We start from the raw sequence: 26,994 nt of genomic DNA, 5'->3' as shown, positions 1-26,994 counted from the left end.
CATCAGAGCCGGACCGATTGATCAACGTTGGAACTCGGCGTCGCGCTCGTCTTCGTCCTCGTGCATGTCGAAGGCGAAGCCGCCGCCGCCGCCGGCGACTTTCAGCGCACGCGCCTGCTTGCGGAGAGGCGCAGGCCTCTTCCCACTGCGATCCGCTGCTGCCATGTGCGCAGCCTTGGCACGAAGCTGGGTGACGGCCCGGTCGATCGGCGCCGGCGCTGCAGTTTCGCCGCGTCCGCCATGCTCGATGCGGAAGAACGAGATCGTCGACTGGAGCTGCTCGGCCTGCGAGGCAAGCTCCTCCGAGGTCGAGGACACCTGCTCGGAGGCGCTGGCGTTCTGCTGGCCGACCTTGTCGAGCTGCTGGATCGCCTGGTTGATCTGGGCCGAGCCGACGTCCTGCTCACGGCAGGCTGCGGTGATCTCCTGGACCAGTTCGGCCGTCTTCCTGATGTCGGGCACGAGCTTGGACAGCATCGCGCCGGCGTCCTGCGCGACCTTCACGCTTTCGCTCGACAGCGTGCCGATGTCGGCAGCGGCCGCCTGACTGCGTTCCGCCAGCTTGCGCACTTCGGAGGCGACCACGGCAAAGCCCTTGCCGTGCTCGCCGGCGCGCGCGGCCTCCACTGCCGCGTTGAGCGCGAGCAGATCGGTCTGGCGCGCGATCTCCTGTACGATCGTGATTTTCTCTGCGATAGTCCGCATCGCCTCGACCGCACGGCCTACGGCAACGCCGCTGGCTTCCGCATCCCTGGCCGATTGGGCCGCGATCTTCTCCGTCTGATTGGCGTTGTCGGCGTTCTGCTTCACGTTCGAGGCCATCTCCTCCATCGAGGACGACGCTTCCTCGGCCGACGAGGCCTGCTCGGTCGCGCCCTGCGAGAGCTGCTCTGCGCTGGCGGACAGCTCCTGGCTGCCGGCGGACACATTTTGGGCGGCCGTAAGCGCCTCCGAGACGACCTGCCGGAGTTTCTCGACCATGCTGTTCAGCGATTTGGTGAGATCGCCGATCTCGTCATTGCTGGAGACATCGATCGTCCGGCTGAGATCGCCGCTGGCAACCGCACCGGCGAGCCCCACCGCGCGGCCGAGACCGCGGGCAATGCTGACGGAGATCCAGATCGCGGCAATCAGACCAATCGCGAGCGAGGCAAGGACGAACGAGACCAACAGGAAGTGGGCACGATTGCCATCTGCATGAGCCTGGGCGGCCTGATTTGCCATGTTTTTCCTGGAGTTCATGACGTAGGCCTCGGCGGCTTCCATCGCCTCGCCAACGGCCTTGCGAACCTCAGTCATGGAGCGTTCGGCCGCCTTTGTCTTGTCGGTCCGGGCGGTCTTCAGGGTCTCGTCCTGCACCGCGTTCATATGCGCATAGGCAGCGGCGAAGCCGTCGAGCAGCTTCTTGCCTTCGGGAGAGGCCGCAGCGTGAATCTCGTCCTTCAGCTTCAGAAGCGTCTCACGTTGCTTGGCGATCTCGGCAAGGAAACGCTGCGTTTCGCTTTCGGGCGCGAGAATGAGATTCTTCTCGGCGCGAACCTGGAGCAGGATTGCTCGCTCGATCTCAGCCGCTCGTTCCATCCGGCCGGCGCGCGCCACCAGGCTATCGGCGGTGTCGATCATGTCGCTCAGCTTCACATAAGCGAGGCCTCCCGCGGCCATGGAGAGCAACAGAATTACGCCGAATGCACTGGCAAGCTTTGCCTTGACGGTAAATCTCATATCCAGCCCCTACCGATCTCGCCCCGAGATCTCATTTCAATTCAGGATGCGTTCCATGTTCGGAACGATGACGAACTCTTCACGCCATTTCGCAATGAAACGAATGAACTCCGGTTTCCAGTGTATGCCAACACGCGGCGTCTGCTGCACGTCGGTCTGCAAGATCTCCGTGACCTCGTAGACTTTGTCGGCGGTGACGCCGACCAGAACCGGCTCGCCGTCGAGCTCGAGCTCGATGACGACGATGCGCGTGTCGGCCGTATCATCCAGCTGCGGCATGCCGAAACGGATGCGCAAATCGGCGAGCGGGATGACGTTGCCGCGCACATTGATGACGCTGGGAACGAAGGCGCGCGCACCCGCGACCTTGGTCACGGGCACGGGATCGATGATCTCGCGGACGAGGCCCGCATCGAGCGCGAACTTCTCCTCACCAAGACCGATCATCACGACCTGCATCGCGCCCGACTGATGCTCCCCTGACAGTCCGTCGTTCATCACGCCGCCTCGTTGATGTGCTGCTTCTCGATCTTCGACTGCGCCAGCGCGACCAGCTGCGCGACGTCGAGGATCAGCGCCGCCGTGCCGTCACCCAGAATGGTGGCGCCGGAGAAGATGGTGACGTCCGAATGCAGCTTGGACAGCGATTTGATCACGGTCTGGTGGTTGCCGATGATCTGGTCGGCGACGAGGCCAACCCTGGTTTCGCCGGTCGAGATGATGATGGTCTTCTGGTGCCGGTCGGGCGAACCCGACGAGGACATGATCTCGCGCAGGCGCAGGAACGGCACAAGGCCGCCACGCACGTTGAGGAAGTTGCGGCCGCGCGAGCGCTCGTCATCGGCGGTCAGCTCGACGCATTCCTCCACGGCCGACAGCGGAATGATGTAGCGGCCTTCGCCAACGCGGATCAGGAGACCCTCGATGATCGCGAGCGTCAGCGGCAGCCGCAGCGTCACCGTGGTGCCCTGGCCCGGCCTGGTCGACAGGTCGATCGAACCGCGCATGTTCTCGATGGTGCGCTTGACCACGTCCATGCCGACGCCGCGGCCGGACAGCGCGGAGATGGTCTGCGCCGTCGAGAAGCCCGGGTGGAACAGGAATTGATGGATCTCGTGATCGGTGAGCACGGCCCCGGCGGCGATCAGCCCCTGCTCTTCCGCTTTCGCACGGATGCGCGCGGTGTTGAGGCCGCCACCGTTATCCTTGACGGTGACGAGCACCTGCGCGCCGGAATGGACCGCAGCGAGCTCGATCCGGCCCTGCTCGGCCTTGCCGTTGGCAGCGCGGGTCGCATTGTCCTCGATGCCGTGGTCGATGGCATTGCGGATCAAGTGGACCAGGGGATCGGCCAGGCACTCGATCATGGTCTTGTCGAGCTCGGTATCTTCGCCGGACGTGACGAACTCGACCGGCTTCGACAGATCGCGCGACAGATCGTGCACCAGGCGGCGGAAGCGGCCGAACAGCGAGCCGATCGGCACCATGCGCGCGCCCATCGTGGTGTCGCGCAAGGACGAGGCAAGGCGCTCGATTTCCTCGGCGATCATCTTGATCGAGAGATCCGAGCCGGACGAAGCGAGCTGGGTCAGCCGCGCCTGGGCGATGACGAGTTCGCCGACGCGGTCCATCAATTCGTCGAGGCGTTCGGCCTGGACGCGAACGGTGGCGATGCCGCGTTCCTCGCGTTTGGTCTCGGGCTTGGTGTCCGGCTTTGATTCAAGTTTCTGCTCGGTCTTTGCGATGGGCTGCTCGACGGCGGGCGCGGCAGCGACCTCGACCACCGGGGCTGGCATCTCGACCGTCGGGGCCGGCGGCTCCTCGTCGAGCAGGTTGAACAGCGGCGCAGGCGCGGGCGCTTCGACGACTTCCAGAGGCGAGAGCGTCAGCTTCATCTCGTCCTGGACGAACATGAAGACGTCGTCGATCGCGTCCTTGTCGCAGGCCGCGTGCAGCTTGACGTCCCACTTCAGATAGCAGTCTTCCGGCTCCATCTCGTCGAGGAACGGGATGCCGTCCGTGATCGGGACCACGAAGCAGGGACCGAGCTTGCAGAGATCTTCCAGCAGGTCGAGCGGATTCGAGCCGTTGCGCAGGATGTGCGATTCGAATTCGAGATACAGGTGCCAGCCGGCCTGCTTGCTCTCGGCAGGAGCCAGCGGCGGTGCTTCGGTGATCTCGGCGACCGGAGCGGAGGGCTGGTCGAATGAGACGAAGCGCTTGAGGTCGTCGAGAATGGCCTCGCCGATGACGTCGTCGGTCGATTGCGGATCCTCGATCAGCGCGCGGATATAGTCCTTGGCGGCGAGCGCGACCGAGATCAGCTCCTGCGTCGGCTTGATCTCGCCCTTGCGGACACGGTCGAAGGCGGTCTCGAACTCGTGGGTGAAAGAGGCGACCTTGTCGAAGCCGAACATGGCGCCCGAGCCCTTGATCGTATGCAGGGCGCGGAAGGCGGAATCGACCAGCTCGCGGTCGTCTGGACGCTGGCCGAGATCGAGCAGAGCCCCTTCAAGAACTTCAAAGAGTTCGCTGGCTTCCTGACGAAAGACCTCGGTCGGGTCCATTGCGCTCATGCACGCACCAGCTTGCCGACGACGGCGAGCAGCTGCTCGGGCTTGAACGGTTTGGTGATCCAGCCGGTGGCGCCGGCGCTCTTGGCTTCCTGCTTCACCGTGTCGTTGGATTCGGTGGTCAGGAACACGATGGGCATGCCGACCGCGCTCGGCAGCTTGCGCAGCGCCCTGATCAGCTCCAGCCCATTCATGACGGGCATGTTGAGGTCGGTGATGACGAGGTCGAGCTTGCCGGCCTGGGCTTTGGCGAGGCCTTGCGCGCCGTCGCCGGCCTCGATCACGCTATGACCGGCCGGCTCGAGCACGACCTTGATCATTTGCCGGATGCTGGGAGAATCGTCGACGGTCAGGATCGTGGCCATCAGATGCCATCTTTCTTTTGCGGGAAGTGCTGATCGATCATCGCCTCGCTGGCGAAGCCGGCGCGGTGCAGGGTGTTGCGGAAAGACTGGGAGATGGAGGTCAGCACCACGGGGCGGCCTTGCGCCTCGCCGGTCTTTGCGGTCGACAGCAGAAGCTGGATCGACGTCACGTCGGCCTTGTCGACGTTCGAACAGTCGATCTCGAGCCGCTGCTGGCGTCCGAACGCCTCGCGAATGAGGTCATAGACGCTGCGAATGGCCGCGATGCTGCAATCAGCGGGTAACCGCAACGACCACTTCGGCTCCGTGGGATTGAGCGCCATCGCTGCCCCGCTTTTGCTAAAATTCCGCTACACGTTTGACGTGAATCGAGTGAGCAAAACCCTAACGCGATGGTCCGTACAACTACGGGTCACATTCTGTCGGAATTCGCGCAAGTGCCTGCAGACGTGCACAGCTCCGTGAAATTACGTACTGCGGCAGCCCGATGTGCACGTGTTCCTCATTTGCTTCGCGTTAAATTCGCCCGGGTTATGCGTGGGGTTCGTGCCTTTGCCAGCGAACAGAGCCCGGCCACCGATGCTCACCCAAGCGCTCCTGGTTGATGACAGCCGCTCCGTCCTCAACTTCCTGAAACGCCATATCGAAGCCGAAGGCCGGGTCGAGGCCACGACCTTCCTCGATCCGGTGGAGGCGCTGGCCTGCGCGCGCGAGCGCGTCTTCGACCTCGTGCTGGTGGACTACGAGATGCCGCATATGGACGGCATCAGCTTCATTCGTGTCTTCCGGTCCCTGCCCGGCTGCGCCGACATCCCGATCGCGATGATCACCTCGCGGCAGACCGACGACCTCAAGATGGAAGCGCTGCAGGCAGGTGCAACCGATTTCCTGCCCAAGGCTCCGCAAAGCGTCGAGATGACGGTGCGCCTGCGGAATTTGATTCAGCTCGGTGCAGCCGTGCGCAAGCTCAACGATCGTGCCGCACATCTGGCCAGCGAAGTCGCGGCGGCCACGCGAATGCTCGGCGAGCGCGAGGAGGAGATCATCCTGCGCCTCGCACTCGCGGTCGAATACCGCGACAACGACACCGGCGAGCACACCCTGAGAGTCGCCCGCTATAGTCGCATCATCGCCGAGCAGCTCGGCCTGCCGGCCCGGCTCTGCCGCGACATCTATCTCGCCGCGCCGCTGCACGACGTCGGCAAGGTCGCCATTCCCGACAATATCCTGCTCAAGCCCGGCAGGCTCACCGACGAGGAGATGGCGGTGATCAGGACGCATGCCGCGATCGGCGAGCGGATCCTGGCGGACTCCGGCTGCGAACTGATCCAGCTCGGTGCACAAATTGCCGCAGGTCATCACGAGCGCTGGGACGGCGCGGGCTATCCGAGCGGCCTCAAAGCCGAATCGATTCCGATCGCCGCGCGCGTGGTCGCGGTCGCCGACGTCTTCGACGCCCTGACCACCCGGCGACCTTACAAGGAGCCGATGCCGCTCGAGATGGCGCGCGACTACCTGGTGGAGAACAAGGGCCGGCAGTTCGATCCGGCCTGCGTCGAGGCCTTCCTGTCGCGCTGGGACGAGGTGATCGAGATTGCCGGCCAGCGGACGATCGCTTTTCAGAGGACCGAGGCTCCTCTTGCTCCCACTGTAGAGAGTGCGGGCCATCCGACCGCGGCCGTGCCGGCCGCCTGACGGGAGCAATCCGCCAACACCTTGCGGCAGCTTGGTTTTTTCTCTGGTCGCCGGTTTGAACCGGTTGCTGCTAGAGTGGCACCAATCACTGAGTGATTCTGGTCACACTTATCCCGGGCAGCCCCTGCTAAGCATCGAACCGGGACCGGGCACCGGTAACATCGTCGAATTGGATGAGAACTCCCATGAGAAGCCTGATCGGCGCCTTTGTCGGCGCGTTCTGTCTTGCGGCCCCCGCTGTGGCGGAGACACCTGCCGCGATCGTCGAGGACGTCCAGGGCAAGGTCGATGGCGTCGCGTTCATGGACTATGTGGCGCCGGGCAAGATCATCAAGCTCGGGCCCAAGGCCAGCATCACGCTCAGCTACCTCAAATCCTGCCAGCGCGAGACCATCAGCGAGGGCGTCGTCCTTGTCGGGGCCGAGCAGAGCACCGTGCAGCTGGGCGAGATCAAACGCGAACAGGTGCCGTGCGATACCAATGCGGCAAGACTCCCGGAGCGCCAGGCGAACCAGAGCGCGGCGACGACCTTCCGCACCATGCGAGCTGATGCAAAGGGCGGTCCGGCCAAGCTGCCGACGCTCTACGGCGTCTCCCCGCTGGTGCAAGCCAAAGCCGGCAGCACGCTGGTGATCGAGCGCACCGACGGCAAGGAGCCCACGATCAGCGTATCGCTCAAGGGCGAGAACATGGTCGGCAACAAGTTCTATGATTTTGCCAAGGCCGGAAAGTCACTGACCCCGGGCGGCAGCTATCTCGCCATTGTCGGAGCCAAGCGCTACACCTTCCTGGTCGACGCCAGCGCCACCACCTCGCCGACCCCGATCATCGGCCGCCTGCTGCGTCTCGAATAGACGGCCTGCAACGGCGCGATGCGGCGGATCGGGGGACGGGACATCTTTGCAGCGATGCTGATTGCGCTCCTGGCGGGCGCGATCTTCACGTCTCCACCGCTCCAGACGCTGCAAGGCCTCTCGCTCGACATCCTCACCGCGCTGCGCGCCAAGCTGGTCGGCGAGCGCCGCGATCCCGCGACGTCGCCGGTGGTCGTGGTCGCCATCGACGGCGAGACCTACGACACGCCGCCCTTCAAGGGATCGCCGACGCAGACCTGGACGCGCGAGATCGGACGGGTGCTCGGCAGCATCAGCGAGGGCGGCGCCAAGGTCATCGGCTACGACGTCATCTTTCCGAGCTCGATCGAGCAATCCGAGATTCCCTTTGGCGAGGGACCGCTCGGCGCGCGCATGAGGGGGTTCGACCGGGACTATTTGATCGCGCTGCGACAGCTCTCCGACAGCGGCAAGCTGGTGCTCGGCGAGATCCTGAGCCACGACCATCCGGAGCGGCCCTACCGCGCGCAGCAATTGGCGGTGCGGACCAACATTCGCGCGCTCAACGTCCACACCGACGCGGACGATGTCATCCGCCGGATGCCGCTGAGTTTCTCCATCGACGGCAAGCCGGTGCCCGCCATGGCCGTCGAGCTCGCCGCTCGGGCGCTCGGCGCCAAGCCCGAGATCGCGCCGTCGGGTGCGACCGAACTGTCCGGCTATGCCATCCCGAGCGCGGTGCCGAACACGCTGACGCTCAACTTTCGTGGGCTGGGCCGTGACGTTCCGACCTTCTCCTTCGCCGACCTGCGCGCCTGCGTCGAGAAGGGCGACCGCGACTTCTTCCGCCGCGCCTTCGACGGCAAGGTCGTGCTGCTCGGCAGCGTCCTCAATTTCGACGACCGCAAGCTCACCTCGATGCGCCTGTCCGGCGGATATGACGGGACGCCGGGGGCGCGCTGCGCCCTGCCCGCGCCCGAGCGGGCCGCGCAACGCGCGCGCAGCGCCGTCGCGGGCGTCTTCGTGCATGCCACCGTCGTGCGCAACCTGATCGAGCGCGATGCGGTGACGGAGCTTGGCTTTCCCGCGCGGAGCATTCTCACGGTCGCGTTCGCGCTCGTCATTGCGTGCGTGGCCTGCATGCTCGCGCCGGGCGGCGCGCTGATGGCCTGGCTCGGCCTCACCGCGGTTTACGCCGCTATCGCGGTTGGAGCGTTCGTTCATGCACTCGCGCTGCCGCTGACCGAGCCCGCGCTTGCGAGCCTCGCTGCGCTTGCGATGATGATCGGCTACCGCTTCGTGCTGGCCGATCGCGACGAGCGCTTCCTGCGCCAGAGCTTTGCCTTCTATCTCGCCCCCGAAGTGATCGACACCATGGTGGCATCCGGCAAGATGCCGGCGCTCGGCGGCGAGATGCGCAACGTCACCATGTTCTTCTCCGACCTCAGCGGTTTCTCCTCCATTGCAGAAACGATGACCCCGGGCGAGCTGGTGACGCTGATGAACGAATATCTGTCAGCTATGACCGACATCATCGAAGCCCATGGCGGCTATGTCGACAAATATATCGGCGATTCCATCGTCGCCATGTTCGGCGCCCCGGCCGACGATCCCGCACATGCGCGCAATGCAGTGCGTGCCGCACTGAAATGTCACCAGAAGCTCGCAGAGCTCAATGCCAGCCATCCCGCTTTCGCCGGCCACGGCCTGTCGCATCGCATCGGCCTCAACAGCGGCGAAGCCGTGGTCGGCAATATCGGCTCGCGCCGCCGCTTCAACTACACCGTCATGAGCGACACCGTGAACGTGGCCTCGCGGCTCGAAGGCGCCAACAAATATTACGCCACCGCGATCATGGCATCGGAAACCACGATGGCGCAGACCGGCGACAAGTTCGCCTGGCGCGAGCTCGATGCGATCAGGGTGCAGGGACGCGGCGAGGCAATCAGGGTGTTCGAGCCGATGGCGGAGCAAGGCGCCGAGAGCGACTTGCAGGCGAAGGTGGCCGCAGCCTATGCCGAAGGGCTGGCCTGCTGGCGGGCAAGGAATTTCGCCACCGCGGCGGAAGCGTTCGAGAAAGTGGCAAGCATCGATCCTGTCTCGTCCATGTTCGCGAAGCGCGCGCGGGCGTTCGCCACAAACCCGCCCCCGCCCGAATGGACGCCGGTCAATACGCTGGAAGGTAAGTAGCGACGACGGCCAAGCGCGCTGCCTTCCCCTCTCCCCTTGTGGGAGAGGTTGGCTCGCCGCGCAGCGGCGAGACGGGTGAGGGGTACCTTTCCGCGCGTGAACCGCTCGCAGTGGAGTTCGCTGAAGCAACCCCTCATCCGGCGCTTCGCGCCACCTTCTCCCACAAGGGGAGAAGGAAAGGCACCATCGCGTGCTGCGAGATCATCCCGTTAAAACGGCAGTCCCACATAATTCTCCGCGAGCAGGCGCTGCGCCGTCTCGGACGACAGCAGATAGTCCAGCTCCGTCTGCTGCAGCCGATCCTCATAGTCGAGCCGGTCCGGGAAGCGGTGCAGCAGCATCGTCATCCACCAGGAGAAGCGCTGCGCCTTCCAGATGCGGGCGAGCGCCTTGGCGGAATAGCCGGCAAGGCCGGAATCGTCGCCGTTCTGGTAGTGCGCGAGCAGGGCGTGATAGAGATAATAGATGTCGGAGCCCGCGCTGTTGAGCCCGCGCGCGCCGGTCGGCGGCACGATATGCGCGGCATCGCCGGCGAGGAACAGGCGGCCATAGCTCATCGGCTCGGCGACGAAGCTGCGCAGGGGAGCGATGCTCTTCTCGATCGACGGACCCGTGATCAGGCGATCGGCGACGTCCGCCGGCAGGCGACGCTTCAGCTCGGCCCAGAACGCATCATCGCTCCAGTCCTCGACCTTGTCGGTCAAGGGCACCTGGACGTAATAGCGACTCAGCACTTGGGAGCGCAGGGAGCAGAGCGCAAAGCCGCGCTCGTGCTTGACGTAAATCAGTTCGGGCGACACCGGCTTGGTGCGCGACAGCACCCCTAACCAACCGAACGGATAGACCTTCTCATATTCACGCAGCACGTCCTTCGGGATCGACTTGCGGCTGACACCGTGAAAGCCGTCGGCGCCGACGATATAGTCGCAATCGACGCGGATCGTCTCACCGTTCGAGCGATAGGTGACATAGGGACGGTCCGACGTCAGATCGTGCGGCCTCACGTCTTCGGCATTGTGCACGACCTTGCCGCCGAGACGGTCGCGCGCCTCGTAGAGGTCGCGCGTCAGCTCGGTCTGGCCGTAGACCAGCACCGAATTGCCGCCGGAATGCTTGTGCAGATCGATCTTGGAGAGCACGCCGTCATGGGCGATTTCGAACCCGTGGTGGATCTCGCCCTCGCGGTCCATCCGCTCGCCGCACTGCGCCTCGCGCATCAGCTTGGCAAAGCCGTGTTCCAGCACGCCGGCGCGAATGCGGGCGAGCACATGCTCGCGGCTGTATTTCTCCAGCACGACCGTATCGATGCCCTGCAGATGCAGGAGCTGGGACAACAGCAGCCCGGACGGTCCGCCGCCGATGATACAAACCTGAACTTTCATTTTTGCGTCCTCCCGTCGGCACTTTTTTGCAGATCCAGCGCCGCGGACCGATGGAGGGTTTCGCCTTTGTCTTGTACTATTCGAACATGAGGAGCGCAGCCCCTGCCCCGGCGATCCGGGTCTACAATCTTTTCGGCGAGTCCGGCGATCTGCCCGATGTCGTGCATTGCGAGACCATCGCGTCGCGCTCGGTGTTGCACGACTGGACGCTGGCCGTGCACCGCCATGCCCGGCTGCATCAGGTGCTGCTGATCGAGCGCGGCGGCGGCGAGGCGACGCTCGACGGCCGCGTGGTGCCGCTCAAGCCGATGCAGATCGTCAACGTGCCGGTCGGCCATGTCCATGGGTTCCGCTTCGTGCCTGACACTCAAGGCTGGGTGCTGACCATCGCCGCGGAAATTCTCGACGAGACGCTGCTCGCCGCGGAAGGCCTGCGGGCTGCGTTGTCGCGATCGGCTGTTGTGCGCGGCACGCCCCAGATCCGCACCACCATGAAGCAGATCTTTGCCGAGCACGCCGCGCGCGATTTCGGCCGCGCGCATGTGCTGCGCGCCTTGTCCTCGGCCATGATCGGGCTGGTGGCGCGCGCCCTCACGAGCGAAAGCGGCGGCAACGGTTCGTCGGAAACCGGATTGTTCCGCCGCTTCGAAGGGCTGCTGGAGCAGCACCATCTGGAGCGCTGGAGCGTCGCCGACTATGCCGGGGCACTGTCGGTCACCCCGACGCATCTCAACCGGATCACGCGGGCGGCGACCGGCGACACCGCCTCGCACCTGATCCTCAACCGGCTGATCCGCGAGGCGCGGCGCAACCTCGTCTACACCAACCTGCCGGTCTCGACGATCGCCTATACGCTCGGCTTCGAGGACCCCGCCTATTTCAGCCGCGTCTATGCCGCGGCCACAGGCCTATCGCCGCGCGCTTTTCGGGCGCAGCTCCATGGCGAGGCGGCGAAATCGCGATAGACCTCGCTGCCACTTACCTTCGTATATAGGGTCCCATCCTTTGGATAGCGCCCCTTTACCTCCGTACAATTGAGCGGGGAGCGCGGCCGCCTTAGCATGGCGGCATTCGGCGCCCTGGCGCTGGTGGCATGGGACCTCCCTAACCTTGGCGCAAGGCGGCCATACCTGTCCGGTCGTCTGCGCCGCTTTTTTCAGCAAGCCATCGGCGGCTTGAGTGTTGTGCCGTCGACATACCGCGCCCCGGCGACTGACCGGCGGCTTTCGTGCGGAACTGGGGATTTGAGCAGAATGCCTTCGATTCGGAAGATCGCACTCTTTATCGACGGCTCCAATCTCCATGCCACCGCCAAAGCGCTCGGCTTCGACATCGATTACAGGCGTCTGCTTGGTGAATTCCAAAGCCGAGGCACGCTGTTGCGGGCCTTCTACTACACGACCGTCGTCGAGGATCAGGAGTATTCGTCGATCCGCCCCTTGGTCGACTGGCTCGACTACAATGGATACACGGTCGTCACCAAGCTCACCAAGGAGTTCCTCGACGGCACGACCGGCCGCCGCAAATTGCGGGGCAGCATAAACGTCGAGCTTGCCGTAACCGCGATGGAGCTCGCCAGGCATGTCGATCAGATCGTGTTGTTCTCAGGGGACGGAGATTTCCGTTCGATGGTGGAAGCGTTGCAGCGCCGCGGTGTCCGCGTGACGGTCGTCTCCACGCTTTCCACTCAGCCCCCCATGATCGCTGACGACCTGCGCCGACAGGCTGACGTCTTCATCGATCTGGCAGAACTGAAGCCGCAAGTGGGCCGCGATCCGGCCGAGCGGCCAGTAGCGCGCGAGATGCGCAAGCTACCGCAATTCCTCCAGCGCGGAGCGATCAATCGCGACGACCGGGTGGAATGATCCCGGGACGGCAGCCGCGCTCACACGTCGAAGAACACCGTCTCGTCCGGCCCCTGCAAATTGATCGTGAAGGAATACACGATATTGCCGGCGCGCTCGCTGCGCGCAGCCACCAGCGTCTTGCGGCGCACTGGCGGCTCGATCAGGTTGAGCACGGGGTCGGCGGCATTGGCGGCCTCCTCGTCCGAGAAATAGAGCCGCGTGTTCAGCCCGATATTGATGCCGCGCGCGACGATCCAGACATTGACGTGCGGCGCGCATTTGCGGCCGGCCCTGTCGGTGATCGCGCCGGGCTTGACGGTCTCGAAGGTCACGAGGCCGCTCTCGAAATCGGAGCCGGCGCGGCCCCAGCCGCGAAACTCCTGCTCCAGCGCACCCGCGGAGCGGTCGGCCGGATGGTTGTAGCGGCCGGCCGCATTGGCCTGCCAGATCTCCAGCAGCACGTCGCGGAGCGGCGTGCCGGTGCCGTCGAGCACCTTGCCTTCCAGCGTGATGTGCTCGCCCTTGGTGCCCGGCGTCACCAGGACATTCGAGAAGTTCTTCTCGAAGATGTCGAAGCCGGCCATCGCCGGGATCAGGCCGATATGGACGTAGGGACCGGCGGTCTGCGAGGCGGTTTCCTTGAGGTAGTTGAGCGGCTGTGGCATTGCTCAGTTTCCTTCGGAGCGATTTTCGAAATAAGTGGAGCGCTGGCCGCGCAGCACGATGTCGAAGCGGTAGGCGAGCGAGTCGAACGGCGTCGAGGCGTTGAGATCGAGCGGCGCCACGAGACGGTCGAGCGCGTCCTTGTCCGGGATCGTCGTCAGGATCGGGCAGACCGGGATCAGGGGATCGCCCTCGAAATACATCTGCGTGATCAGCCGCTGCGCGAAGCCCGAGCCGAACACGGAGAAATGGATGTGGGCGGGGCGCCAGCTGTTGACGAAGTTGCGCCAGGGATAGGGGCCCGGCTTCACCGTACGGAAATAGTAGTAGCCGGTGTCGTCGGTGAGCGCGCGGCCGCAGCCGCCGAAATTCGGATCAACCGGCGCCAGATAGGTGTCCTTCTTGTGCCGGTAACGGCCGCCGGCATTGGCCTGCCAGAACTCGACCAGCGTGTTCGGCACGCCGCGGCCGGTCTCGTCCAGCACGCGGCCGTGGACGATGATGCGCTCGCCGACGGGGTCGCCGTCCTTGGCGTAGTTGCGGATTAGATCGTTGTCGAGCGGGCCGAGATCATTGTGGCCGAACACTGGGCCCGTGATCTCCGAGACTGAATTCTCCAGCGACAACAACGCCTGACGCGGCGAGCGAAGCACCGAGGATTTGTAGCCGGGCGCATGCGCCGGCGGATGGATGGAACGATCGCGCTGGAAGAAGCCGCCGTCCCGCGGCGTGAACGGCTCGGGGCGGTTGAGGCGGGGATCCTGCAGGGCTGGCGCCTGGGCGTTCATCGGCGTTGTCTCTCCCTCTGCCGCCCATCCGGGCGCTCGGCTCGTCGGGAGATCATGGGACGATCTATTCTCAAGATAAATAGATCGATTATAATGAATTACATGAAGGAAATCGATCATTTGGCTCTCGATGGCCACGCCTTGGAGCTGTTCCTCGCCGTGCTGGAAGAAGGCTCGGTAACCGCGGCGGCCACGCGGCTCGGCCTGACGCAATCGGCCGTCAGTCACGCCCTAAACAAGCTGCGGCGGATCGCAGGCGATCCGCTGTTCGCCAAGTCCGGCCGCGGCATCGTCGCAACCGCCCATGCCCAGGCGCTGGCCGGCAAGGCTCGCGCCCTGATCGACGAGATGCGCAGCTTTGCCGGTGGCACTGCGTTCGAGCCGCCGCGCGCGCAGCTCTCGCTGACGGTCGCCGCGAACGACTTCCAGCGCGACCTGCTGCTGCCGCGGTTCTTCGATCATGTCGCCGCGCAAGTGAAGAGCCTGAATTTGCGCGTGATCCCCTCGCAATCGCCCTCGCCCGCGATGCTGCGTGAAAACCGCTGCGATCTGCTAATCACGCCACTGCCGCCGTCCGGTGTCGACATCGTGCAGAAGCGACTCCTGAGCGATCACTACGTCTGCTACTACGACGCCAAGGCGCGCAACGCGCCGGCCGGCCGCGGCGCGTATCTCGCGGCGCGCCACATCACCGTGGTCTATACCGACAACGAGCGGCTCGACTTCGATCGCCGGCTCGCCGCCAGCGGATTCCACCGCGACATCGCGATCTCGGTGCCGAGCTTTTCCGGCGTGCCGTCGTTTCTGCGCGGCTCGCAAATGCTCGCGAGCATGCCGAGCCTGCTCGCCTCCGGAGTGATGCGCGGCTTCGCGCAAGCGCGGATTCCGCTGGCGTCCCGCACGCGAACGCTGGCCGAGCTGCCGATGTTCATGGTCTGGCACCAGCGCTATCAGAAGGACCCGGCTCATCGCTGGATCAGGAGCCAGCTCGAGACCGTCGCCGCGACGGCGGCCGCCTGAGCGACGGAGCCCGCGCCTGCGGAAAACCTAAATCCCGCCAAACCCACTGGTTGCGCAGGGGCGGCCACGCTAAAATCGCCCCATGACAGTGACCGACATTGCGAGCCGAACCTACAATCACAGCTGGCGGCTGGATCCGATCATCCGCAGCCTGCTTGATACTGATTTCTACAAGCTGTTGATGTTGCAAATGATTCGGGAAGATTACCCGGATCAGCAGGTGACCTTCTCGGTCATCAACCGCTCGCGCCATGTCCGTCTCGCCGAGATCATCGACGAGGGCGAGCTGCGCGCCCAGCTCGACCATGCCCGGACCATCCGCTTCACCAAGAAGGAGCTGATCTGGCTTGCCGGTAACACCTTCTACGGCAAGACCCACATGTTCTCGGCGGACTTCATCCGCTGGCTGGCTGAATTCCGACTGCCCGAATACGAGCTGCGCAAGGTCGAAGGCCAGTACGAGCTGCATTTCCACGGCCCCTGGGCGCACACCACGATGTGGGAGATTCCGGCGCTCGCGATCCTCAACGAGCTGCGCTCGCGCGCGGCGATGAAGGGCCGCGGCCGCTTCGAGCTCGACGTGCTCTACGCCCGCGCCAAGGCCAAGCTGTGGACCAAGGTGGAGCGGCTGCGCAGGCTGGAGAATCTGCGGCTGTCCGACTTCGGCACCCGCCGCCGCCACGGCTTCCTGTGGCAGCGCTGGTGCGTCGAGGCGGTCAAGGAAGGCCTCGGCTCGTCCTTCATCGGCACCTCGAACGTGCTGCTCGCGATGGACAACGATCTGGAAGCCATCGGCACCAACGCGCATGAGCTGCCGATGGTCGCGGCCGCGCTCGCCAGGGACGACGAGGAATTGCGCTGGGCGCCTTATCGCATCCTCGACCAATGGCGCCAGACCTACGGCGGCAATCTGCTGATCGCGCTGCCCGACGCCTTCGGCACGAAAGCCTTCCTGCGCGATGCGCCGGAATGGGTCGCCGACTGGACCGGCTTCCGCCCCGATAGCGCGCCGCCGATCCAGGCCGGCGAGGAGATCATCGCCTGGTGGCAGAAGAAGGGCCGCAACCCCAAGGACAAGCTGCTCGTCTTTTCCGACGCGATGGACGTCGGCTCGATCGAGGAGACCTACCACCACTTCGCCGGCCGGGTGCGGCTCTCGTTCGGCTGGGGCACAAACCTCACCAACGATTTCGTCGGCTGCGCGCCGGACGGCTCGTTCAATCTCGATCCGATCTCGCTGGTCTGCAAGGTGTCGTCGGTCGACGGCCAGCCGGCCGTCAAGCTCTCCGACAATCCGGAAAAGGCGACCGGCCTGCCCTCGGAGATCGAGCGTTACCTGCGCGTGTTCGGCGATGCCGGCCGCGTGCGCAAGCCGGTGCTGGTGTAGCAGCAAGCACACCAGACTCTCTCGACGACGGAGATCGTGTAGCGCTCATCCGCCGTCATTGCGAAGCAATTTTGCGCCGACGCGACGAAGCAATCCCGACTGCCTCAGCTGAACGGTGTGGATTGCTTCGCTGCGTTCGCAATGACGAGCATTGTTAGCCGATATCGGGCAAACTGCGATTTCGCGGCATTTGAAACGATCTGCGCGCATCCACGTCACATTACTTTCACCGTCCGGCACGGTCCCCCGCGCTTTTCAGGTCGAGTTAAGCAACCATCCGCTCTACTTCGCGTTGCAGGCGCGACGCTCCGTTGGGATCGTTGATCGATTTGGGGAACGCAGGGTGTTTCGCAGAACCGCGACGTCGACGAAGGGCGACAGCTTCCTTCACGTCATCAAGCTTGTCTCGCCTTTCGTGATGGTCGTCCTGCTCCAGGCGGCAATCGCGGGATTCAGCCTCGAGGTGATGTCGTCGGTCCGTGCCTATGTGGCGGGCGAGGCGCTGTGGTCGCGCTCGCAGAAGAACGCCGTCTATTCCCTCAACCGCTACCTGCATTCAGGCGAGCCAAGCCAGTTCGCGCAATATCAGGCCTCCCTTGCCGTCCCCATCGGCGACGAGTTCGCGCGCTGGGCGCTCGAGCGCGACCCGGCCGACGCCGAAGCTGCTCGCATCGGCTTCCTGCAAGGCGGCAACCATCCCGAGGACGTGCCGGGACTGATCTGGCTATTTCGCTACTTCAACCGCGTCAGCTTCCTCCAGGACGCAATCCGCGAATGGGCTGCCACCGATCCCATGCTGCTGGAGCTGAGCGTGTTCGGGGAGGTTATCCGGTCCGAGCTCCAGAACGGGCCCATTCAGGACGTCAAACGCCTGCAAGTCCTGTCCGCGCGGCTCTCCGAGCTCAACGCACAATTCACGGTGCACGCCAACAGGTTCTCCACCGTGCTCGGCGAAGGCTCCCGCACGATCAAGGTGACCCTGACCTTTATCAACATCGCCACCGCCGCGATGCTGATCCTGCTTCTGATCTGGCACACGCGACGCCTGGTGCAGCAACGACAGGCCTTCGAGGACGCCCTGCATGCCGAGAAGGAGCGCCTGGCCTGGCAGGCCTCGCACGACTGGCTGACGGGTCTCGCCATTCGCCGCGCCTTCGAGGCGCGCCTGCAAAGCGAGCTGGACAACGTTGCGGCCGGTCCGCTCGGACTGATCCTGCTCGACCTCGACGAGTTCAAGAGCGTCAACGACGGCTTCGGCCATCTCGCCGGCGACCGCCTGCTCTGCCAGATCTCAAACCTGCTGCAACGGGACCGGCGGCCGCATGATCTGGTGGCCCGGCTCGGCGGCGACGAATTCGGCCTGATCCTGCCGCAGTGCTCGCCGATCGATGTCATGGATCTCGCCGAGCAGCTGCGCCGGTCACTCGAGCTGTTCAATTTCGCCTGGGACGATCGTTGCTTCGCGGTGACCGCCAGCATCGGTGTCGCTTGCATCGCCGACCGCAGCATCACGCTCGAGGATGCCATGCGGCGGGCCGATGCCGCCTGCTACCGCGCCAAGGAAAAGGGACGCAACCGCGTTCAGGTCGATCGCGGACGAGCGGAGGTCGTCGTCGTGGCGCCACGCCCGCGCGAGGCCGTCGCGGCGCGAGGCTGAAGCGCTCACTTGGGACGCCGCAGAGGCAAAATGCCGAGGCCGGCGAGATGGGCGTCGACGAACTGCTCGATCTGCTGGTGCAGCATCTGCGGCGGCACGGCCACCATGCGCTCCTCGAGGCCGAGTGAGATGATGCCATGCACCGCGGAAAACAGCGTGCGCGACAGCAGCGCGATCTTCACGTCATCCGCGTCCGGCAATAGCCGCACCAGGGGTGGATGCATCAGCGCGAACGCATCCATGACCATCTGGAGGATGTCGTCCGGATAGGGACGATCGTCCTCCATCCGGTGCTCGAACAGCGACCGCAGCAGGTTGGCGTGGCCTGCAAAGAAGTCGAGATAGGTCGCGGCAAGACCATAGAGTTGGCGGACGGGATCCTCGGCAGGAACGGCGCGGAGCTGCGCTGTGAGCGCCTGAACCGTCTCCCGATTGACGGTCAGGATGACCCCGTCGAAGTCGCCGAACTCGTTATAGACGCTGCCGACCGAACAGCCGGCGGCGTCCGCGACGTCACGAACCTTCAATGATCTCAATCCTTTAGATGAGATAATGCCGCGGGCGATCTCCACGATCTGGAGCCGCCGCCGATTTTTTTTCTGCTCCCGCAGCGATTCTTCTTGAACATTGTTCATTTTCAAGTTACTCATGTGAACATTGTTCAATTTAACCTGGAGACCTGCAAAATGCAAACCCTTGCTGTTGATATCGCCTTCACCTTCGTCGATGACGCCACCGCTCTCGTGACCGGCCTCGGCCGGGCCCTGCTGAGGTTCGCCGTGACCCCGATTGATCGGATCGCCAATGCCTGCGACATCGCCGGCGTGCTCGCCGAGCGGCGGGCGACCTTCCGGATGTGGCGAGCCAACCGTGCCCGTGCGCGCCACGAGAGCCGCCGGTTCGGCCTGCTCGGCCGCTTCTCGCCCTTTCGCCACCTCGCCCATCTCACCTGAGGCGCACAGCTGCCACGTTCCGATCGACTTGAATGCAAGATCCGGTTGCAAGGAAGGAATTACCATCTCCGGACATTCGCAGCCGATCTCGTGAGTCCTGGCGATGCGGTTTAGCTTTTCCTCATCGCCCCACGCGATACCCCGCCGAGCACGACCCTTCCGCCCGGACGGCGGCCGCGACCAGATATTTGCGAACCTAACGAGACCGGATGGAGACCAACAGGATCAGAGGGATCGAGGGGACACAGCAGCCGGTGACCACCGCCGCACTGGCATTCGTTCGTCCCATATCCTTCCGGTCGTGACGCTCCACAGACACCGTAACGAACCTCAGGCTGCCTTTTACAAACAGGACTAGTCATGATCAGGGAATTGATGTCGTCACGCCGTTTCGCGCCGCTGTTCTGGGCGCAATTCTTCTCGGCGCTCAATGACAACGTGCTCAAGAACGCACTTGTCATCATCCTGCTTTACAGTGCCGCGACCGGCCACGGCGATGCCCTGGTGACGGTGGCCGGCGCCGTCTTCATCTTCCCCTATTTCATCCTGTCCGGTCTCGGCGGCCAGCTCGCCGACAAATACGTCAAATCCGTCGTCGCAAGGCGGCTCAAATTCGTCGAGATCTTCGCCGCCTGCTTTGCCGCGGCCGGCTTCTTCCTGCATTCGGTGCCGCTGCTGTTCGCAGCGCTCGCATTGTTCGGCACCATTGCCGCCCTGTTCGGCCCCGTGAAATACGCCATGCTGCCGGACCAGCTCGAGCTCGGCGAACTCGCGACCGGCAACGCGCTGGTCGAAGGCGCAACCTTCATGGCCATCCTGCTCGGCACCGTCGCCGGCGGCCAGTTCGTGGCCGGCTCCGCCCATATGGGCTGGGTCGCATCGGCCGTGGTCGCGCTGGCGCTGTTGTCCTGGGCGTTCGCCGCCCGCATTCCGCAGACGACGCCCTCGGCACCCGACCTGCGCGTCGATGCCAATCCCTGGACCTCGACGGTGAGCCTGCTGAAGACGTTGCATGCCGATCACCGGCTGTGGGACGGCACCGTGATCGTCTCCTGGTTCTGGCTGGTCGGCGCGATCGTGCTGTCGCTGCTGCCGGCGCTGGTCAAGGATGTCGTCGGTGGCACCGAGGGCGTGGTGACGCTGTGCCTTGCGATCTTCGCGATCGGCATCGCTATCGGCTCGCTGTTCGCGGCCAGCCTGAGCCATGTTCGCCCGAACCTCGCGCTGGTGCCGATCGGCGCCATCATCATGGGCTGTGCCGGCCTCGATCTGGCCTGGGCCATCGGCGTGACCGCCAAGGGCCAGGACATCACCGCGGTCGGTTTCGCGACCTCGTTCGCCGGCCTGCGCATGCTGGCCGACTTCGTCGCCTTTGCCTTCGGCGGCGGCTTGTTCGTCGTGCCCTCCTTTGCCGCCGTCCAGGCCTGGTCGGTGCCGTCCGAACGCGCCCGCATCATCGCCGCCGGAAACGTGTTGCAGGCCGCCTTCATGGTGGCAGGCTCGCTGTTCGTCGCGCTGTTGCAGGCGGCGGGATTGCATGTCGGCTGGATCTTCTTCGGCCTCGGCGTCGCCAGCTTCGGCGCGGTGTGGTTCGTCCTCACCAAATGGGGCAAGGAAGGCGTGCGCGATGCCGGAGGGTTGCTATTCCGCGCACTGTTCCGCACGGAGGTTCGCGGGCTCGAGAACCTGCCCCCGGCCGGCACACACATGCTGATCGCGCCGAACCATGTCAGCCTGATCGACGGCCCTCTGCTGCACGCCGTGCTGCCGATCGACGCCAGCTTTGCCGTGGATACCGGCATCTCCAAGGCTTGGTGGGCCAAGCCTTTCCTGCGCGCGGTCAAGCACTACACCATGGATCCGAGCAAGCCGCTCGCCGCACGCGACCTGATCAAGCTCGTCGCCGCGGGCGAGCCCGTCGTCATCTTCCCGGAAGGACGCATCACCGTCTCCGGCTCGCTGATGAAGGTCTATGACGGCACCGCGATGATCGCAGACAAGGCTGACGCCGTGGTCGTGCCGGTGCGCATCGAAGGCGCGCAGCGCTCGCATCTCAGCTATCTCAACAGCAGTCAGGTCAAGGGCTCGTGGTTCCCGCGCGTCACGGTCACCATCCTGCCGCCGGTCAAGCTGCCGGTCGATCCGGCGCTGAAGGGCAAGGCGCGCCGCAACGCCGCGGGCGCCGCACTCCAGGACGTGATGATCGATGCGATGGTCAAGAACGCCATGCTCGATCACACCCTGTTCGAAGCGCTCGGCCACGCCTATCGCGACCGCGACACCGGCAAGGTCATCATCGAGGATGCGCTCGGCACCAAGCTGACCTATCGCAAGCTAATCCTCGGCGCGCAGGTCCTGAGCCGCAAGCTCGAGGCCGGCACCGCGGCCGGCGAGAATGTCGGCGTGCTGCTGCCGAACTCGGCGGGTGTCGCCGTCGTCTTCATGGCGCTGCAGAATAGCGGCCGCGTCCCGGCAATGCTCAACTTCTCCGCCGGGCCGGTCAACGTCCTCGCCGCCATGAAGGCCGCCCAGGTCAAGACCGTGCTGACTTCAAAAGCCTTCATCGAGAAGGGCAAGCTCGACAAGCTGATGACCGCGATCGCCGCAGAGGCACGCGTGGTCTATCTGGAGGATGTCCGCGCCTCGATCGGCATCGCCGACAAGATCAAGGGCCTGCTCGCCGGCACGACGCCGCGGGTCGCCCGCCAGGCCAACGATCCGGCCGTGGTGCTGTTCACGTCGGGCTCGGAAGGCACGCCGAAGGGCGTGGTGCTGTCCCACCGCAACATCCTCGCCAACGCGGCGCAGGCGCTGGCGCGGGTCGATGCCAACGCCAATGACAAGGTGTTCAACGTGCTGCCGGTGTTCCATTCGTTCGGGCTGACCGGCGGAATGATGATGCCGCTGCTGGCGGGCATTCCGATCTACATGTACCCCTCGCCGCTGCACTACCGGATCGTGCCCGAGCTGATCTACCAGACCGGCGCCACGATCCTGTTCGGCACCGACACGTTCCTCACCGGCTATGCCCGCTCGGCGCATGCCTACGACTTCCGCACCCTGCGCCTCGTGATCGCCGGCGCGGAGGCGGTCAAGGACCGCACCCGCCAAGTGTTCATGGAGCGCTACGGCATCCGCATTCTCGAAGGCTACGGCGTCACCGAGACGGCGCCCGTGCTGGCGATGAACACGCCGATGGCGAACCGTCCCGGCACCGTCGGCCGCCTCTCGCCGCTGATGGAAAGCCGCCTCGATCCGGTCCCCGGCATCGAGGAAGGCGGCCGACTCTCGGTGCGCGGACCGAACGTGATGCTCGGATATCTCAGGGCTGAGAATCCCGGCGTGCTCGAAAAGCTGCCCGAAGGCTGGCACGACACCGGCGACATCGTCGCGATCGACGCGGCCGGCTTCATCACCATCAAGGGCCGCGCCAAGCGCTTTGCCAAGATCGCGGGCGAAATGGTCTCGCTGTCGGCAGTCGAAGCCATCGCTGCGTCGCTGTGGCCGCAGGCCGCCTCCGTCGCCGTCTCGATCCCCGACCAGCGCAAGGGCGAACGTATCGTGCTGCTGACGACCGAAAAGAACGCCGAGCGCAGCGCAATGCAGGCCCAAGCCAAGGCGATCGGCGCGTCCGAGCTGACGGTGCCCGCGACGATCATGGTGGTCGACAAGGTGCCGCTGCTCGGCACCGGCAAGACCGACTATGTCACGGCCACGACGATGGCCCGCGAGCAGGCATCCCCGCCGGAGCGCGAGGTGGCGTAAGGGTTACGACCGTCGCACCGGCATATGCCTGATGCGACGGTCCATCATTTGAGCAGAAGATAACGGACCGGGTTGTCCTCGCACTGGCCCGCGCCGCACTCCAGCACGGTGGACAGGAGATTTGCCGCGACCAGCAGGGTGAAGATCGCGAACGCCGCGTTGGACGCCGGCCCGCCCATCGTCGCATCTCCGTCCCGTTCGCCAGCCACATCCTTCAGAACGAAGACGAGCGCGACATAGCAGACGACGCCGACGGCCGCGATGAGCGCCCAGGTGTAGAAGTGCAGCCCGAACAGCGTCGAGCCGTAGCCGGGATCGCCGGGGGCGAGATGCAGCGAAACCTGCCGCAACGAGATGAAGCCGGTGATGACGCCAGCTATGAGGATCATCGCGTAGTGCGAGCGTCGTTCGCCGAGGCGCAGGTTGAACAGGAAGCCCATGCCGATCGCGATGAAGCCGGCCCTTTGCAATAGGCAAAGCGGGCACGGCAATTCGCCGAGCGCAAGTTGATAATAGAACGCGACCGCCAGAACCGAGGAGATCCCGAGCAGCCCCAGCATGTTCAGGATCGTGCCGACCGATCGGTGTTCGCTCATCGCTGTGGGACCCATGTCGACGCCGTCAGAACGAAAACTTCAGCGGATCGGTCGCGTGATGGAAGAACCATGCGACAGTGACGGCGATCGTCACGGTCCAGAGCCCATAGCTGAGTCCCGCGCGCGAACGCCAGACGCTGGAGCAGCCTGCGAGCGCCAGCAAGAAGGGGAGAAACATGTACATGAGCGCGGGCTCCTTGCGCGATTCGCGTCCAGCGCGAACGGGCGAAGAGATACGTCAGCGCCGCACGGCCCTCAAGAGCCGGCTTCGCTGCGCCGCTCCTGCGCATAGCGCACCAGGGCCGCGAAGCGATAGATGCCGTGCACGAACTTGCCATAGGGCATGGTGATGAAGAGCGCGAACACCGCGCCGAGATGCAGCGCCAGCAGCGGCCCCATTGCAGGGGTCTCGCGCAGGAGCAAAAGCGCCATGCCCGTGAGACCGGTCAGGAACAGCATGGCGATGAAGCCGACATCCATGCCGTATCTGGACTCGTCGAGCAGCGCGGGATCGCGGCGCATCTTTGCCATGAACAGGCCGATCGGCCCGACGATGAGGCCGACGCCGCCGAGCGTGCCCAGCACCACGGGCAGGTCCCACCACGGATACGGCGCCTCGCGACCGAGCAGATAATGATAGAGGGTCGCGACCGATGTCGCGGCAAAGCACAGCAGGAAGCCGTAGAAGGTCAGGTGGTGATAGAGCTTGCGCCGGTCCGTCGGCTTGTCGTCCTCATTGTAGCAGCCGACGCCACCGCCATGGAGATAGCGCAGCTCGCCGGCATCGCGGATCGCCTGGACGATCGAGCCGCCGTCGGCGCGGCCGCCTACGGGTGGACCGATGTCGCGCCAGAAGGCGCGCACGCTCATGATCAGCGCAAAGACGGCATAGAGAAAGGCGGCACTAAACAGCGCGGCCATGACATTATGCGGCATCAGCTTGTAGAACGCGCCGGGGCCGGTGTGCACGCCGAACAGCACGCTGCGGTCGTTCAGGGCCGCGAAGCCGAGGATGAACGCGGCCATGCTGAGTGCAGCGACGATGCTGATGACGAGGCCGTTCCGCGCAAATGTGCCTGAGAGCGCCCGCGGCCAGGCATAGGCTGCATAGGACTCTGCGCGCGCCACCGCCAGCGTCTTCGGAACGTTGACGTTGAACTCGTGCGGCGGCGAGAACTGGCAGTCGACATAGCAGGCGCCGCAGCCATGGCAGAGATTGGCGAGATAATTGAGGTCGCCGTCGGAAAAGGCGCGGCGCATCTCCATGGCGGGGAACACCGCGCACAGGCCCTCGCAATAGCGGCAGGAATTGCAGACCGTCATCAGACGGTCGGCTTCGTCGAGGATTCTAGTTCCGTGCATGTTTTGCCGCTTCCCGCCCCGCGATCCGCCCGAACACGCTGCCGATGGTCATGCCCATGCCGGCCGCATAGCCCTTGCCGAGCACATTGCCGGCCATGATCTCGCCGGCCGCGAACATGTTGGCGGACGGCTTGCCGTCCGCCATCAGCATCCGCGCTTCCTTGTTCACGCGCGTGCCGAGATAGGTGAAAGTGATGCCGGGCCGCACGGGATAGGCGAGATAAGGCGGCGTCTCGATTTTGCGCGCCCAGTGCGTCTTGGGTGGCGTGATGCCCTCGGTCACGCAGTCGTCCAGGATCGTATGATCAAAGGTCCCGGGCCGCACCGCGGCGTTGAACTCCGCGATGGTCTTTTCCAGAGCAGCCGGATCGAGTTCGAGCTTGCCGGCAAGCTCGGCCACCGTCTGTCCGGCGATCGGCGGGAACAGCGTCGGCATGAAGCTCGTGACGACGGTCGAGTCGAAGATGATGTACGCGATCTGGTCCGGCTGCGCCGCGACCAGCCGGCCCCAGATCGCGTAGCGCTTCGGCCAGATGTCCTCGCCCTCATCGTAGAAGCGCTGGGCGTGCTTGTTGACGACGATGCCGAACACCACGGAGTCATGCCGCGTGATGATGCCGCCGTCGAATTTCGGCGCCCGGGCGTCGATCGCGACCGCATGGCACTGGGTGGGATCTCCGACCTCCTGCACGCCCTTGTCGAGCAGCATCTTCAGGATCGAGCCGCGGTTATAGGGCGTGCCGCGGATCAGGAAATTGTCGGCGGCCTCGCCCCAATATTGCTTGAGCCATTCGATGTTGGCCTCGAATCCGCCGGCCGCCGCGACCAGCGAGGTGGCACGAATCTCGGTCTCGCCGTTGATCGGCCGCTTGAGGCGTGCGGCCAGGAACATGCCGTCCTCGATCACGAGATCGATGACTTCGGCATCGTATGCGACTTCGACTCCGAGCCACTCCGCGGTGAGGTAGAGCGCGTTCAGCATCGCCCGGCCGCCGCCGAGAAAGAAGGAATTGGTGCGGCCGAGGCTGAGCGTGCCGCCGAGCGAGGGCTGCCAGCGAACGCCCTGCTCCACGATCCAGTTCAGGATGTCCTTGGACTCCCGGATCATATGACGGGCCAGCACCTCGTCAGTCTGACCGCCGGTCACGCGCAGCAGATCCTCCCAAAACTCCTCCTCGGTATAGGGGCCGGTGAGGATTTCGGTGGCGGCATCATGGGCGCAGCGCATGTTGCGGGTGTGGCGGGTGTTGCCTCCGCGATAGAATTTTGGCGCGCCTTCGAGCACGAGCACCGACGCGCCGCTGCGGCGCGCCGCGATCGCCGCGCACAGCGCCGCATTGCCGCCGCCGATCACCAGGACATCGTACTTGTTATTCATGTCGTCTGCCCGATGGCACGCGAATTAGAGACATTCTCCGTCAGCAGCCCCAATCCAGTCATGTCCGACATTGCGTACTTTTGTATACAAAGATATACATAAGCCGTGCAAGCGGCGTCTCTGCATGGGCAGGATGCGCATCGAGGGATCATGGCCAGACGCCCGGCAAAAGCAGGTGGATCGCTCGCGCGCGGTGGTGGTGTCGCACTGGGTGAAGCCGTGTTCCGGTCGCTGTGCGAAGCGCTCCAGGCCGGCAGCTACCGGGCCGGCGACCGCCTGCGCGAGGAAGAGGTCGCGCAGCGGCTGAAGGTGAGCCGCACGCCGGTGCGCGAAGCCCTGGGGCGCCTCGCCGCGCGCGGCTTCGTCGAGCCCGCCGGCGGCCGCGGGCTGATCGTGCGCAATCTCGACATCTCCGAGGTGCTCGAGCTCTACGCCATGCGCGAGATCATGGAAGGCGCCGCCGCGCGCCTCGCCGCCGAGCACGCCTCTGCCACGGAGATCGATGCGCTCAGGGATATCGAACAGGCTTTTGTCGAGGCGTCCGAGACTGACGCCGCCGAGATGGCGCGGCTCAACCGCGCCTTCCACGAGGCCATTTGCCGTGCCGCCCGCAACCGCTATCTCGACAATGCGTCGCGGGAATTGCAGGACTGGATCGCCCTGCTCGGCCCGACCACCTTCACCGTGGCGGGCCGCCCGACGACCAGTCACGGCGAGCATCGGAAGATCATCGATGCGATCGCTGCGCGCAACGGCGACAAGGCCGAACTGCTCGCGCGCGCGCATATTCGCGAGGCGCTGCGTTGCCGGCTCAAGCT

23 protein-coding genes are annotated in these 26,994 nt (G+C 64.8%); 10 read left to right on the top strand and 13 right to left on the bottom strand.

Going from position 1 to position 26,994, the window contains the following annotated elements:
* Window positions 1–21: 21 nt before the first annotated feature.
* Genes SE91_RS05605 through SE91_RS05585 form a run of 5 tightly spaced genes read right to left on the bottom strand, consistent with a single transcriptional unit; the run spans window position 22 to window position 4,983 of the window.
* Window positions 22–1,722 carry a methyl-accepting chemotaxis protein gene (locus tag SE91_RS05605; RefSeq protein ID WP_061846868.1) on the bottom strand — a complete coding sequence of 567 codons (1,701 nt, stop codon included), beginning with the start codon at window positions 1,720–1,722 and terminating at the stop codon, window positions 22–24.
* Between the two features lie 36 nt (window positions 1,723–1,758).
* Window positions 1,759–2,220: a chemotaxis protein CheW gene (locus SE91_RS05600; RefSeq protein WP_197489426.1), complete on the bottom strand. Its 462-nt coding sequence runs from the start codon at window positions 2,218–2,220 to the stop codon at window positions 1,759–1,761.
* A complete protein-coding gene (locus SE91_RS05595; RefSeq protein WP_061846866.1) occupies window positions 2,220–4,298 on the bottom strand; it encodes a chemotaxis protein CheA in 2,079 nt (692 codons plus the stop codon). Before SE91_RS05595 ends, SE91_RS05600 begins: the two co-directional genes overlap by 1 nt.
* Window positions 4,295–4,660: a response regulator gene (locus tag SE91_RS05590; RefSeq protein ID WP_018317043.1), complete on the bottom strand. Its 366-nt coding sequence runs from the start codon at window positions 4,658–4,660 to the stop codon at window positions 4,295–4,297. The genes SE91_RS05595 and SE91_RS05590 overlap by 4 nt, the downstream gene beginning before the upstream one ends.
* The gene (locus SE91_RS05585) at window positions 4,660–4,983 is read right to left on the bottom strand and encodes an STAS domain-containing protein (protein WP_008557613.1); all 324 of its coding nucleotides are present in this window, start codon (window positions 4,981–4,983) and stop codon (window positions 4,660–4,662) included. The genes SE91_RS05590 and SE91_RS05585 overlap by 1 nt, the downstream gene beginning before the upstream one ends.
* Window positions 4,984–5,239: 256 nt before the next feature.
* On the opposite strand from SE91_RS05585, the gene SE91_RS05580 reads away from it, so the two are divergent.
* The 3 genes from SE91_RS05580 (at window position 5,240) to SE91_RS05570 (ending at window position 9,378) form a co-directional block, all read left to right on the top strand.
* Complete coding sequence (locus SE91_RS05580) at window positions 5,240–6,355, top strand: HD domain-containing phosphohydrolase (protein ID WP_008557615.1); 1,116 nt, start codon at window positions 5,240–5,242, stop codon at window positions 6,353–6,355.
* A 185-nt stretch (window positions 6,356–6,540) separates the two neighbouring features.
* Window positions 6,541–7,209, top strand: a complete 669-nt coding sequence (locus SE91_RS05575; protein WP_060736832.1) for a hypothetical protein — start codon at window positions 6,541–6,543, stop codon at window positions 7,207–7,209.
* A gap of 18 nt (window positions 7,210–7,227) precedes the next feature.
* Window positions 7,228–9,378, top strand: a complete 2,151-nt coding sequence (locus SE91_RS05570) for an adenylate/guanylate cyclase domain-containing protein (protein ID WP_061846865.1) — start codon at window positions 7,228–7,230, stop codon at window positions 9,376–9,378.
* Window positions 9,379–9,587: 209 nt separating this feature from the next.
* Here SE91_RS05570 and pobA read toward each other — a convergent pair whose 3' ends face one another.
* Window positions 9,588–10,760 (bottom strand): 4-hydroxybenzoate 3-monooxygenase, encoded by a 1,173-nt coding sequence (pobA, locus tag SE91_RS05565; protein ID WP_061846864.1) that lies wholly within the window; start codon window positions 10,758–10,760, stop codon window positions 9,588–9,590.
* A gap of 50 nt (window positions 10,761–10,810) precedes the next feature.
* Here pobA and SE91_RS05560 point away from each other — a divergent pair, with 50 nt between their 5' ends.
* On the top strand, window positions 10,811–11,725 hold the full coding sequence (locus SE91_RS05560) for a helix-turn-helix domain-containing protein (protein WP_061850987.1): 915 nt from the start codon (window positions 10,811–10,813) through the stop codon (window positions 11,723–11,725).
* 288 nt (window positions 11,726–12,013) lie between these two features.
* Window positions 12,014–12,625 carry a LabA-like NYN domain-containing protein gene (locus SE91_RS05555; RefSeq protein ID WP_061846863.1) on the top strand — a complete coding sequence of 204 codons (612 nt, stop codon included), beginning with the start codon at window positions 12,014–12,016 and terminating at the stop codon, window positions 12,623–12,625.
* Window positions 12,626–12,645: 20 nt separating this feature from the next.
* On the opposite strand, the gene pcaG is transcribed toward SE91_RS05555, so the two are convergent.
* Together pcaG and pcaH are read right to left on the bottom strand one after the other, a co-directional pair.
* Window positions 12,646–13,272 (bottom strand): protocatechuate 3,4-dioxygenase subunit alpha, encoded by a 627-nt coding sequence (gene pcaG / locus SE91_RS05550; protein WP_061846862.1) that lies wholly within the window; start codon window positions 13,270–13,272, stop codon window positions 12,646–12,648.
* A 3-nt stretch (window positions 13,273–13,275) separates the two neighbouring features.
* A complete protein-coding gene (gene pcaH, locus SE91_RS05545; protein WP_060736836.1) occupies window positions 13,276–14,058 on the bottom strand; it encodes a protocatechuate 3,4-dioxygenase subunit beta in 783 nt (260 codons plus the stop codon).
* Window positions 14,059–14,151: 93 nt separating this feature from the next.
* Between pcaH and SE91_RS05540 the strand changes: the two genes are divergently transcribed.
* The 3 genes from SE91_RS05540 (at window position 14,152) to SE91_RS05530 (ending at window position 18,122) form a co-directional block, all read left to right on the top strand.
* Window positions 14,152–15,078, top strand: coding sequence for a LysR family transcriptional regulator (locus tag SE91_RS05540; RefSeq protein ID WP_061846861.1), 927 nt, complete (start codon window positions 14,152–14,154; stop codon window positions 15,076–15,078).
* Between the two features lie 82 nt (window positions 15,079–15,160).
* Window positions 15,161–16,465, top strand: coding sequence for a nicotinate phosphoribosyltransferase (gene pncB / locus SE91_RS05535; RefSeq protein WP_060736837.1), 1,305 nt, complete (start codon window positions 15,161–15,163; stop codon window positions 16,463–16,465).
* A gap of 343 nt (window positions 16,466–16,808) precedes the next feature.
* A complete protein-coding gene (locus SE91_RS05530; protein WP_061846860.1) occupies window positions 16,809–18,122 on the top strand; it encodes a GGDEF domain-containing protein in 1,314 nt (437 codons plus the stop codon).
* A gap of 5 nt (window positions 18,123–18,127) precedes the next feature.
* Here the strand turns inward: SE91_RS05530 and SE91_RS05525 are convergent, their stop codons facing one another.
* Complete coding sequence (locus tag SE91_RS05525; RefSeq protein WP_082813670.1) at window positions 18,128–18,757, bottom strand: TetR/AcrR family transcriptional regulator; 630 nt, start codon at window positions 18,755–18,757, stop codon at window positions 18,128–18,130.
* A 678-nt stretch (window positions 18,758–19,435) separates the two neighbouring features.
* Between SE91_RS05525 and SE91_RS05515 the strand changes: the two genes are divergently transcribed.
* Complete coding sequence (locus SE91_RS05515; protein ID WP_061846858.1) at window positions 19,436–22,840, top strand: acyl-[ACP]--phospholipid O-acyltransferase; 3,405 nt, start codon at window positions 19,436–19,438, stop codon at window positions 22,838–22,840.
* Between the two features lie 44 nt (window positions 22,841–22,884).
* On the opposite strand, the gene SE91_RS05510 is transcribed toward SE91_RS05515, so the two are convergent.
* The 4 genes from SE91_RS05510 to tcuA all read right to left on the bottom strand — a co-directional run bounded on the left by SE91_RS05510 (window position 22,885) and on the right by tcuA (window position 26,176).
* Window positions 22,885–23,436 (bottom strand): disulfide bond formation protein B, encoded by a 552-nt coding sequence (locus SE91_RS05510; RefSeq protein WP_156489468.1) that lies wholly within the window; start codon window positions 23,434–23,436, stop codon window positions 22,885–22,887.
* A gap of 25 nt (window positions 23,437–23,461) precedes the next feature.
* Window positions 23,462–23,620 (bottom strand): DUF5993 family protein, encoded by a 159-nt coding sequence (locus SE91_RS36910; protein WP_197489425.1) that lies wholly within the window; start codon window positions 23,618–23,620, stop codon window positions 23,462–23,464.
* 71 nt (window positions 23,621–23,691) lie between these two features.
* Window positions 23,692–24,798: a tricarballylate utilization 4Fe-4S protein TcuB gene (tcuB, locus tag SE91_RS05505; protein WP_061846856.1), complete on the bottom strand. Its 1,107-nt coding sequence runs from the start codon at window positions 24,796–24,798 to the stop codon at window positions 23,692–23,694.
* Window positions 24,785–26,176: an FAD-dependent tricarballylate dehydrogenase TcuA gene (gene tcuA / locus SE91_RS05500; protein ID WP_061846855.1), complete on the bottom strand. Its 1,392-nt coding sequence runs from the start codon at window positions 26,174–26,176 to the stop codon at window positions 24,785–24,787. The genes tcuB and tcuA overlap by 14 nt, the downstream gene beginning before the upstream one ends.
* A 150-nt stretch (window positions 26,177–26,326) precedes the next feature.
* Here tcuA and SE91_RS05495 point away from each other — a divergent pair.
* On the top strand, window positions 26,327–26,994 hold a 668-nt coding region (locus tag SE91_RS05495), incomplete at its 3' end, for a GntR family transcriptional regulator (RefSeq protein WP_061850983.1).

Source organism: Bradyrhizobium sp. DOA1, from assembly GCF_001593325.1.
GTDB lineage: Bacteria > Pseudomonadota > Alphaproteobacteria > Rhizobiales > Xanthobacteraceae > Bradyrhizobium.
The sequence above is the reverse complement of the archived record's forward strand: the minus strand, read 5'-3'. Positions and strand labels throughout refer to the sequence as shown.

Bases quoted from the DNA above. Each gene is read 5' to 3' on its own strand.
- SE91_RS05595 (WP_061846866.1), bottom strand. From the start codon at position 4,298: ATGAGCGCAATGGACCCGACCGAGGTCTTTCGTCAGGAAGCCAGCGAA.
- SE91_RS05580 (WP_008557615.1), top strand. From the start codon at position 5,240: ATGCTCACCCAAGCGCTCCTGGTTGATGACAGCCGCTCCGTCCTCAAC.
- SE91_RS05555 (WP_061846863.1), top strand. From the start codon at position 12,014: ATGCCTTCGATTCGGAAGATCGCACTCTTTATCGACGGCTCCAATCTC.
- tcuB (WP_061846856.1), bottom strand. From the start codon at position 24,798: ATGCACGGAACTAGAATCCTCGACGAAGCCGACCGTCTGATGACGGTC.
- pcaG (WP_061846862.1), bottom strand. From the start codon at position 13,272: ATGCCACAGCCGCTCAACTACCTCAAGGAAACCGCCTCGCAGACCGCC.
- SE91_RS05560 (WP_061850987.1), top strand. From the start codon at position 10,811: ATGGAGGGTTTCGCCTTTGTCTTGTACTATTCGAACATGAGGAGCGCA.
- tcuA (WP_061846855.1), bottom strand. From the start codon at position 26,176: ATGAATAACAAGTACGATGTCCTGGTGATCGGCGGCGGCAATGCGGCG.
- SE91_RS36910 (WP_197489425.1), bottom strand. From the start codon at position 23,620: ATGTACATGTTTCTCCCCTTCTTGCTGGCGCTCGCAGGCTGCTCCAGC.
- SE91_RS05525 (WP_082813670.1), bottom strand. From the start codon at position 18,757: ATGAACAATGTTCAAGAAGAATCGCTGCGGGAGCAGAAAAAAAATCGG.
- pobA (WP_061846864.1), bottom strand. From the start codon at position 10,760: ATGAAAGTTCAGGTTTGTATCATCGGCGGCGGACCGTCCGGGCTGCTG.
- SE91_RS05605 (WP_061846868.1), bottom strand. From the start codon at position 1,722: ATGAGATTTACCGTCAAGGCAAAGCTTGCCAGTGCATTCGGCGTAATT.
- SE91_RS05590 (WP_018317043.1), bottom strand. From the start codon at position 4,660: ATGGCCACGATCCTGACCGTCGACGATTCTCCCAGCATCCGGCAAATG.
- SE91_RS05600 (WP_197489426.1), bottom strand. From the start codon at position 2,220: ATGAACGACGGACTGTCAGGGGAGCATCAGTCGGGCGCGATGCAGGTC.
- pncB (WP_060736837.1), top strand. From the start codon at position 15,161: ATGACAGTGACCGACATTGCGAGCCGAACCTACAATCACAGCTGGCGG.
- SE91_RS05515 (WP_061846858.1), top strand. From the start codon at position 19,436: ATGATCAGGGAATTGATGTCGTCACGCCGTTTCGCGCCGCTGTTCTGG.
- SE91_RS05585 (WP_008557613.1), bottom strand. From the start codon at position 4,983: ATGGCGCTCAATCCCACGGAGCCGAAGTGGTCGTTGCGGTTACCCGCT.
- SE91_RS05570 (WP_061846865.1), top strand. From the start codon at position 7,228: ATGCGGCGGATCGGGGGACGGGACATCTTTGCAGCGATGCTGATTGCG.
- SE91_RS05510 (WP_156489468.1), bottom strand. From the start codon at position 23,436: ATGAGCGAACACCGATCGGTCGGCACGATCCTGAACATGCTGGGGCTG.
- SE91_RS05575 (WP_060736832.1), top strand. From the start codon at position 6,541: ATGAGAAGCCTGATCGGCGCCTTTGTCGGCGCGTTCTGTCTTGCGGCC.
- SE91_RS05540 (WP_061846861.1), top strand. From the start codon at position 14,152: ATGAATTACATGAAGGAAATCGATCATTTGGCTCTCGATGGCCACGCC.
- pcaH (WP_060736836.1), bottom strand. From the start codon at position 14,058: ATGAACGCCCAGGCGCCAGCCCTGCAGGATCCCCGCCTCAACCGCCCC.